9 protein-coding genes are annotated in these 6,748 nt (G+C 34.7%); 1 reads left to right on the top strand and 8 read right to left on the bottom strand.

Going from position 1 to position 6,748, the window contains the following annotated elements; translation table 11 throughout:
* The 7 genes from ACFIMK_RS02305 to ACFIMK_RS02275 form a co-directional block, all read right to left on the bottom strand.
* Window positions 1-227, bottom strand: a 227-nt coding sequence (locus ACFIMK_RS02305; RefSeq protein ID WP_375682921.1) for a TrbC/VirB2 family protein, incomplete at its 3' end; no start/stop codon positions are given.
* 79 nt (window positions 228-306) lie between these two features.
* Complete coding sequence (gene trwL, locus ACFIMK_RS02300; protein WP_375682920.1) at window positions 307-627, bottom strand: VirB2 family type IV secretion system major pilin TrwL; 321 nt, start codon at window positions 625-627, stop codon at window positions 307-309.
* Between the two features lie 78 nt (window positions 628-705).
* On the bottom strand, window positions 706-1,020 hold the full coding sequence (gene trwL / locus ACFIMK_RS02295) for a VirB2 family type IV secretion system major pilin TrwL (RefSeq protein WP_375638243.1): 315 nt from the start codon (window positions 1,018-1,020) through the stop codon (window positions 706-708).
* Between the two features lie 82 nt (window positions 1,021-1,102).
* Complete coding sequence (gene trwL, locus ACFIMK_RS02290; protein WP_375638244.1) at window positions 1,103-1,426, bottom strand: VirB2 family type IV secretion system major pilin TrwL; 324 nt, start codon at window positions 1,424-1,426, stop codon at window positions 1,103-1,105.
* The gene (korA, locus tag ACFIMK_RS02285; protein WP_375613158.1) at window positions 1,389-1,688 is read right to left on the bottom strand and encodes a KorA family transcriptional regulator; all 300 of its coding nucleotides are present in this window, start codon (window positions 1,686-1,688) and stop codon (window positions 1,389-1,391) included. The genes trwL (ACFIMK_RS02290) and korA overlap by 38 nt, the downstream gene beginning before the upstream one ends.
* A 117-nt stretch (window positions 1,689-1,805) precedes the next feature.
* Window positions 1,806-2,435 (bottom strand): TrwN protein, encoded by a 630-nt coding sequence (locus ACFIMK_RS02280; protein WP_375613159.1) that lies wholly within the window; start codon window positions 2,433-2,435, stop codon window positions 1,806-1,808.
* A complete protein-coding gene (locus ACFIMK_RS02275; RefSeq protein WP_375638245.1) occupies window positions 2,435-3,049 on the bottom strand; it encodes a hypothetical protein in 615 nt (204 codons plus the stop codon). The genes ACFIMK_RS02280 and ACFIMK_RS02275 overlap by 1 nt, the downstream gene beginning before the upstream one ends.
* 128 nt (window positions 3,050-3,177) lie before the next feature.
* Between ACFIMK_RS02275 and ACFIMK_RS02270 the strand changes: the two genes are divergently transcribed.
* A complete protein-coding gene (locus ACFIMK_RS02270; protein WP_015857007.1) occupies window positions 3,178-3,465 on the top strand; it encodes an H-NS family nucleoid-associated regulatory protein in 288 nt (95 codons plus the stop codon).
* A gap of 1,573 nt (window positions 3,466-5,038) precedes the next feature.
* Here the strand turns inward: ACFIMK_RS02270 and ACFIMK_RS02265 are convergent.
* Window positions 5,039-6,316: a ubiquinone biosynthesis hydroxylase gene (locus ACFIMK_RS02265; RefSeq protein ID WP_375682919.1), complete on the bottom strand. Its 1,278-nt coding sequence runs from the start codon at window positions 6,314-6,316 to the stop codon at window positions 5,039-5,041.
* Window positions 6,317-6,748: the final 432 nt, after the last annotated feature.

The raw sequence follows: 6,748 nt of genomic DNA, 5'->3' as shown, positions 1-6,748 counted from the left end.
CGGCCTGCGTAACCAATTGCTAAGCATAAAAGTATAACAGCAGCAGCGACAGGAATAATCACTTTTAAATCTGTCTGTAAAGCTGTTAGAGCGTCCGATGCATTTGTTAAAACCGATGGTTTGGCTTGTGCATGAGCAGAACTATTTATAAAGAACGCAATCATAGCAGCAGAAAATGCGATGATTTTGTTGTTACTTTTCGATTGAATACTAATTAATTTTTGCATATTTGACTCTTATTAAAATCTAGATAATATTTTTATATGAACAAACATATTGTATTTTATAATTTATATAATGCTATTATTACGCTGTTTTAAATAGTAGTGAAACAAGTTGGGCTGCAGAACCTGCGATGACAACACCGATTGCCCACCGTACAAATGTGTCTTTTCCGATGTAGCGTCCTGCATAACCAATTGCTAAGCACAACAGTATAACGGCAGCAGCGATAGGGATAATCACTTTTAAATCTGTCTGTAAATCTGTTAGAGCGTTCGATGCATTTGTTAAAACCTTTGCGCTGGCGGCGTAAGCAGAACTATCCATAAAAAACGCAGCCACAGCAGCAGAAAATGCGATGATTTTGTTGTTACTTTTCGGTTTCAGATTAATTAAACTTTGCATATCTCACTCTTATTAAAATTCTAGATAATATTTTTTATATAAATAAACATATTGTATTTATAACTAATGCTATTGTTACTATTTTGTAAATAGCAGAGTAACAAGTTGGGTTGCTGAACCTGCGATAACGACCCCGATTGCCCACCGTACAAATGTGTCTTTTCCGATGTAGCGTCCTGCATAGCCAATTGCTAAACATAAAAGTATAACAGCAGCAGCAATAGGGATAATTGCTTTCAAGTCTTTCTGTAAAGCTGTTAGAGCGTTCGATGCATTTGTTAAAACGGATGGTTGGGCATAAGCAGAATTATTCATAAAGAACGCAGTCACAGCAGCAGAAAATGCGATGATTTTGTTGTTACTTTTCGATTTGAGATTAATTAAATTTTGCATATCTCACTCTTATTAAAATTCTAAATAATATTTTTATACAAATAAACATATTGTATTTTATAATTTATAATTAATACCATTATTACGCTGTTTTAAATAGCAGTGAAACAAGTTGGGCTGCTGAACCTGCGATAACGACCCCGATTGCCCACCGTACAAATGTGTCTTTTCCGATGTAGCGTCCTGCATAACCAATTGCTAAGCATAATAGTATAATAGCAGCAGCAATAGGTATAATTTTTTCAATATCGCCTTGTAAACCCTTTAGAGCTGTCTCCGCATTTTTTAAAGTTTTTGCTTGGGCTTGTGCATGAGCTGAACTACCCATAAAAAACACAGTTAAAGCTGCAGACAATGCAGCAATTTTATTACGAGCTGTTGTGTGAAGAATATTTAATTGTTTCATGTTCTTTATCCTGATTAAGATTAAAACTCCCACAAATGACCCCTCTTTCATGAAGAAACTTAAAGAGATATTTTGGATCAGCCCAAGTTCTTAGTTTTCCTCTTTGTGTAAGTAATGTATATTTATTTGGCTTTCCGGTAATTGGATCATCAGAAATAAATGTGAAATACCATTCTCTTTCTGAAAGCATCACGACTGTAATCTCACGTGCTGCTTTTTGACTAAATGCCATATCAACGCTGTTTTGTTCTATCATTTTCATTATCTTTGCCCTCAATTAGAAGAGATTTTGTTCAATCTTACTAATTAGAGCTTTAACATTTTCTTATCTACCTTTCATTATAATATCCTATCAAAATTCTAGGTTTTCGTGAAAATATCAGTCATCACTCAGTGATCTTCTCGATGAAGAAAAATCTTCAGCTGAAAAAGCATCTCTGGCGCTACTTTCTTTATGTGTAAATGCATCTTCTTCTCCTTTTGAAGAGAGAGAAAGAGAATCTACTTTAGTTGTCTGTTCTGGTTCTTCTTTTTTAAGCTTTACAGGCTCCTGCAAGTCTTCATTTCCTCGTACAGCAGCTTTTACTCCAATATATGAAGTAACTTTTTGCATACGGGTGTGGCTTGAGTTTTCTGTATTGTAAAAATTCAGCACAGACTGCAAAGTCGCTTTTTCAAAGACGCACTTTGATGTTGTTTGTTCATAGCAGTAAGTTAAAGCGCTTTGTGCAGCTGTAAGATTTCTGCAAAAATCAAATGCATCAAAAAGAGAAAACAATTTCACATTTCCAACACCAATTTGCCCTAAAATTATGTTAAAATTATGTTCACTCTGTTCAGCTGTTGCGATTGTTTCCTTAAGCTGAGATGATTGATAGAAGAAGTTATCTTTATCATCTGTTACATAGACATTGTCCCGCGCTTCTTGTTTGGCGATAACTGAAAATGCTATGGGGGGCGTATTGGATATGTATGCAGCAGCAAAAAATGTGAAATCTGGAACAATCATTAGCAATACACCTTATTACGAAGAATTTTATTAATACAAATGCTAATTCTGTGTTGTGCTTTTTCTCGTTGTCTTTTGATTTTATAAATTTGCAGAATGAGATTGTTTAGCTTAGAATATTCCTTGTGATTATTGCTTTGTTTTCTTCTAAGAATATTTCTAATATATGCGAATATCCAACCAACAAGATAAAAGTGTGGAATAAAATAGAGCACATTACGCCAACCAATATTATTCGAATCACGAAGAAAGGCGCTGCTTTTAAAAAATAATAATCTTTGATACTGTATTGAAGCTGCTTGTTTTATATAATCCTCTAGTTGCAAAAATCTTTTCAAAAAAAATTTATACGAAGTAAAAAGCCGTTGTGTATGAGGGGAGGTTTTCTTGTCATAATGAACTACACTATCATTATACAGAGAGGGCTTGTTCTTTGTTGCATATTGCCATAACTTATAGAGTGACGATTTATATTTACTTTTGACTACTGATTCATAAGATTCAGAGAGGTGTGATGGCGCTTGAGCACTGCATTTAGTAGTTTCAGCAATTGAACTGAAAAAAGATGCAGTGGTGGTAACTGATATACCAATAAACAGCTCTTTGTGGTCCAAAGCACATCTCCGTCAAAGTGATATATGTATCGTAATTTTAATTTCGATAATAAATAGACAGAAATTGTCTATAATTGTGTTTAAAATATGGCAAGAAAAGATTCTTTTTTGCAAGGGGAGTAATTAAGGTGAATGATCTCAAAAATATGAATTTTGATGAGCTACAAGAGATGCGTACACAAATCGATGTGGAATTAAAAAAACGGCAAGCAAAGGAAAAGCAAAATGCGCGACGAAAAATTCTTGAAATTGCTAATGCCCATGGAATTGATATCGCTGATCTTGTGAGCAAAGAGCGCCATTATAGAAATCCCAATAACCAATGGGAATTATGGAATGGGCGTGGACGTAGACCTAAGTGGATTAAAGAGTGGTTGGAGAATGGGTATACACTTGATGAACTCGAAGTAACGTAACACGTGTGCGATCTTTACAAGATAAGGGAATACCAAGGAATGTAAATGCAAGAAGTATGCTCTTTTGGGTAATTTAATTGTATAAATATACTGAACGAATATATTAAAGTATTGAGTTACCAAATACAATGATAGGGAGCGTGAACAATTTATTTAAATGCAAAAGGTCTTGTTGTCATAATCTGGCAAGCATAATGATGATGCCAGATTGGAATATTGTAATTGCTTTTGGCATGTGAGAGAGGGGGGATATTTTACTTCTTTTTATCGTTTCATTAACGTTGCTCTTTTTAGTCTATGTAAATAAATAGTTTTATTGATTATTTACAAAAATGGTCGAAATGAGAATAATTTATTGCATAGGGATTTTAACTCAATATGTAAAATGATAATTTTATCAATTAATATGTTAATAAATTAGCATACTTATATTTTTGAAATACTGTTCTGTAGAACAAGCCTGATGTTATAGATTTTGTTTGGTCTTTTTTCTGTAAGATTATATATGAGGCATTTACTTTATTTATCGTTCGTTTAGTTGAGATGAGTGAGTGTGTAGAAAAATGGAAAATTTCTATGGCTGTTATGGGTTTTATAGAATTTATGACATATTTCTGAGCGTTTGTGATTAAAATTCATTTATGAGCGTTTATGAATAATGAATAAAGAGTGTATTTGAAAATAAAAGGATTGGATCATTTCTATTGCGGTTTATCTTCTTTTATGGTGTAAAATAGGGGGGTATGCAGGTTTACAATTGTGTGTGATGGTATAGAGTGCGGAACACTTTGTTATATATCGGAATATTTTTTCTAAAATTGTGTGGTATTCCACAATAAGTTAAAGAGTTTGTCTGAGAAGCAGAATGCCCCAAACGGAATACATTTATGTTTCCAATTTACGCGCTTTTTTAAAAGAAAATTTTTCAATGCAACTAAGCTTATTTTATGGCGCTTCTCATGAATAGTATAACGTAAAAGCCCCTATGATCATATAAAATTCATTGTACACCACCATTTTTACTTCAATAAAAAGTATAAGCCGGCGTCCTTATACACTTTACTCGCCTCCAATATTGCTAAAGTCCTTAGTTCTTGAGAGAGGGAGGCTTTTGTCGCTTTGTTTAATTGTTTTATTTATACGACACTTTCGCTTGTGATGTGCAAGCGAATGATTTTGATTGCTTCAACATGAGAGAGATTTGAAATAAGGGTATTTTATGATCTTTAGATTTCTCACTCAATATGAGAACAATGAACTTATTATTATAAATAAAAGTGTTGTGTGCTAAAAAGTCTTGTTTATTTTATTATGCCGTGAAATGGCTTCTTTTAAGGTGTGGTGATATAAAGCAACAACCTCTTTGAGATATTAAACGTTTTTTTCAGTGCGTAGTGAATACTCTCATAATGTAGCTTGCTTGTCGAGTTTTATGTTAAGTGAAATATGGGAGGAGGAAGTCAAGAAAAAATTACTCGACAGGAATCCGGTTTGTAAACAGATTGGATGAGATAGGAATTTTTTGTTCTTTGAAGGAGGAAGGGAAAGGTTGTAAAATAGTATGAATTTTTTCTTAAAGTGGGAAGCCGCGTAGAAGACGTGGGGCATTTGGAGAGAGTCCGGCAGCTTCTTGAATGAAGTATTTTTTTATTTTTGGTGCTTGATTAATGATTCCAAGGCCGGTATCGCGGAGCATCCGTAAAAGAAGGCTATCATTAGAAAAGAGTTTATTAAGCCAATCATTGCTTAAAGCCATACGGACAATTTCAAAACGTCTCCAGCTTTGATAGCGCTCTAAAGCCGTGAGGGAGCCAATGTCAAGACCTAGTCGTGCTGTTTCAATAATCACTTCAGCCAGCGCAGCGCTATCGCGTAATCCTAAATTGAGTCCTTGTCCTGCAATGGGGTGGATGGTATGGGCGGCATCGCCAACGAGAGCAAAACGTGGTTTAACGCATTGACGTGTTAAAGAAAGGCTCAAAGGAAAAGCTTGACGTTCGCCATTCCAAGAGAGTTTGCCTAATCGATGGCCAATACGTCTTTCGAGTTCTGTTTCAAAAATAAGTGCATCAGCTTTGAGATAATATTGCGCAGTTTTATGATCTTCATTCCACACAATGGCGGATCGGTTGCCTTTAAGAGGGAGAAGAGCAAAAGGACCGGCAGGTAAAAAATGTTGAATTGCTTGACCATTATGGGTTTTTTCATGTTCAACTGTGCAGATGATTGCTGTTTGTTTATAGGGATGAGAAAAGTTTTTAAGATCTGCTTTTTGGCGTAATTTCGAATGGGCTCCGTCAGCTGCAATAAGCAATTTTGTTTGCCAAACCTCTTCATTATTTAAAGTGACGGTTGTATGTTGGTCTTCTTGATGAAAATCAATGACACGGGTGTTTGTAATAACAGGGATATTGAGATCTTTGACACGTTTTTTTAAAGTGTTGATGAGTTCTCTATGCTCTACCATAGCAGCAAAGGGCTCGCCGGGATTAATGTCGCCTTCAAAGGTTAAAAGAGTGGGTTTGACAGGATCATTTGTGCTTGTATCTGTGATGATCATTGAATGAATGGGTTGCGCATAGAGTTTTATAGATTCCCAACATTGTAATTGTTTTAACATACGAATAGAAGCAGCAGCAAGGGCAATGGTTCGTATGTTAGAAGCAGGGGGATCTCCTTGTGGAGCAGCATCAACGATTTTTATTTTCAGATTAGGGGCTGTTTGCTTGAGTGCTATCGCTAGGGCTAAACCGACAGCTGCCCCCCCTGCAATGAGCAGATCACATTGTTTAGTTTTATGAGATTTAATTTTTTTATTGGGTTGTACGTCTTTATTGCGATTAGAACACACAATACTTCTTCCATTGTTTATAGTTTGCTTTCTTTTAAAAAGAATATCTTTTTACATTGCCTAAAATATCTTAACTTTTACTTTTCTCTCTGCTTTACAAAAACGAGGTTTCTTTTTAGCGCCAATCTGATGACAGATTGGTTTTTCAGAGTTTTTCTGCTTAATCATTTATGTGATTCATCTTACAGATTTATCGGATAAGCTTTTTTAAATATCTTCTTCAATTCTTTTTACACTTGGTTGATAAAAAAGAAAACTAAAAATAAACAAAGATGGTCGTGTATTTTTTAAGTTGTGTGAGTTACTTCAGTATGCTTGTCCTGAAGGGGGACATTTCGTTAGTATGATAGATAAAAATAGATAAAAAATTGTGGTCATTCGTGATGGTTAAAACAGTATTCATATTTCGCCGTTATCATGATGTAGCGTAAA

This window comes from Bartonella sp. AP280QHHD (assembly GCF_042196125.1).
Lineage (GTDB): Bacteria > Pseudomonadota > Alphaproteobacteria > Rhizobiales > Rhizobiaceae > Bartonella.
This window is presented reverse-complemented; position numbering and strand designations above follow the sequence as displayed.

Bases quoted from the DNA above. Each gene is read 5' to 3' on its own strand.
- trwL (WP_375638244.1), bottom strand. From the start codon at position 1,426: ATGAAACAATTAAATATTCTTCACACAACAGCTCGTAATAAAATTGCT.
- trwL (WP_375638243.1), bottom strand. From the start codon at position 1,020: ATGCAAAATTTAATTAATCTCAAATCGAAAAGTAACAACAAAATCATC.
- trwL (WP_375682920.1), bottom strand. From the start codon at position 627: ATGCAAAGTTTAATTAATCTGAAACCGAAAAGTAACAACAAAATCATC.
- ACFIMK_RS02280 (WP_375613159.1), bottom strand. From the start codon at position 2,435: ATGATTGTTCCAGATTTCACATTTTTTGCTGCTGCATACATATCCAAT.
- korA (WP_375613158.1), bottom strand. From the start codon at position 1,688: ATGAAAATGATAGAACAAAACAGCGTTGATATGGCATTTAGTCAAAAA.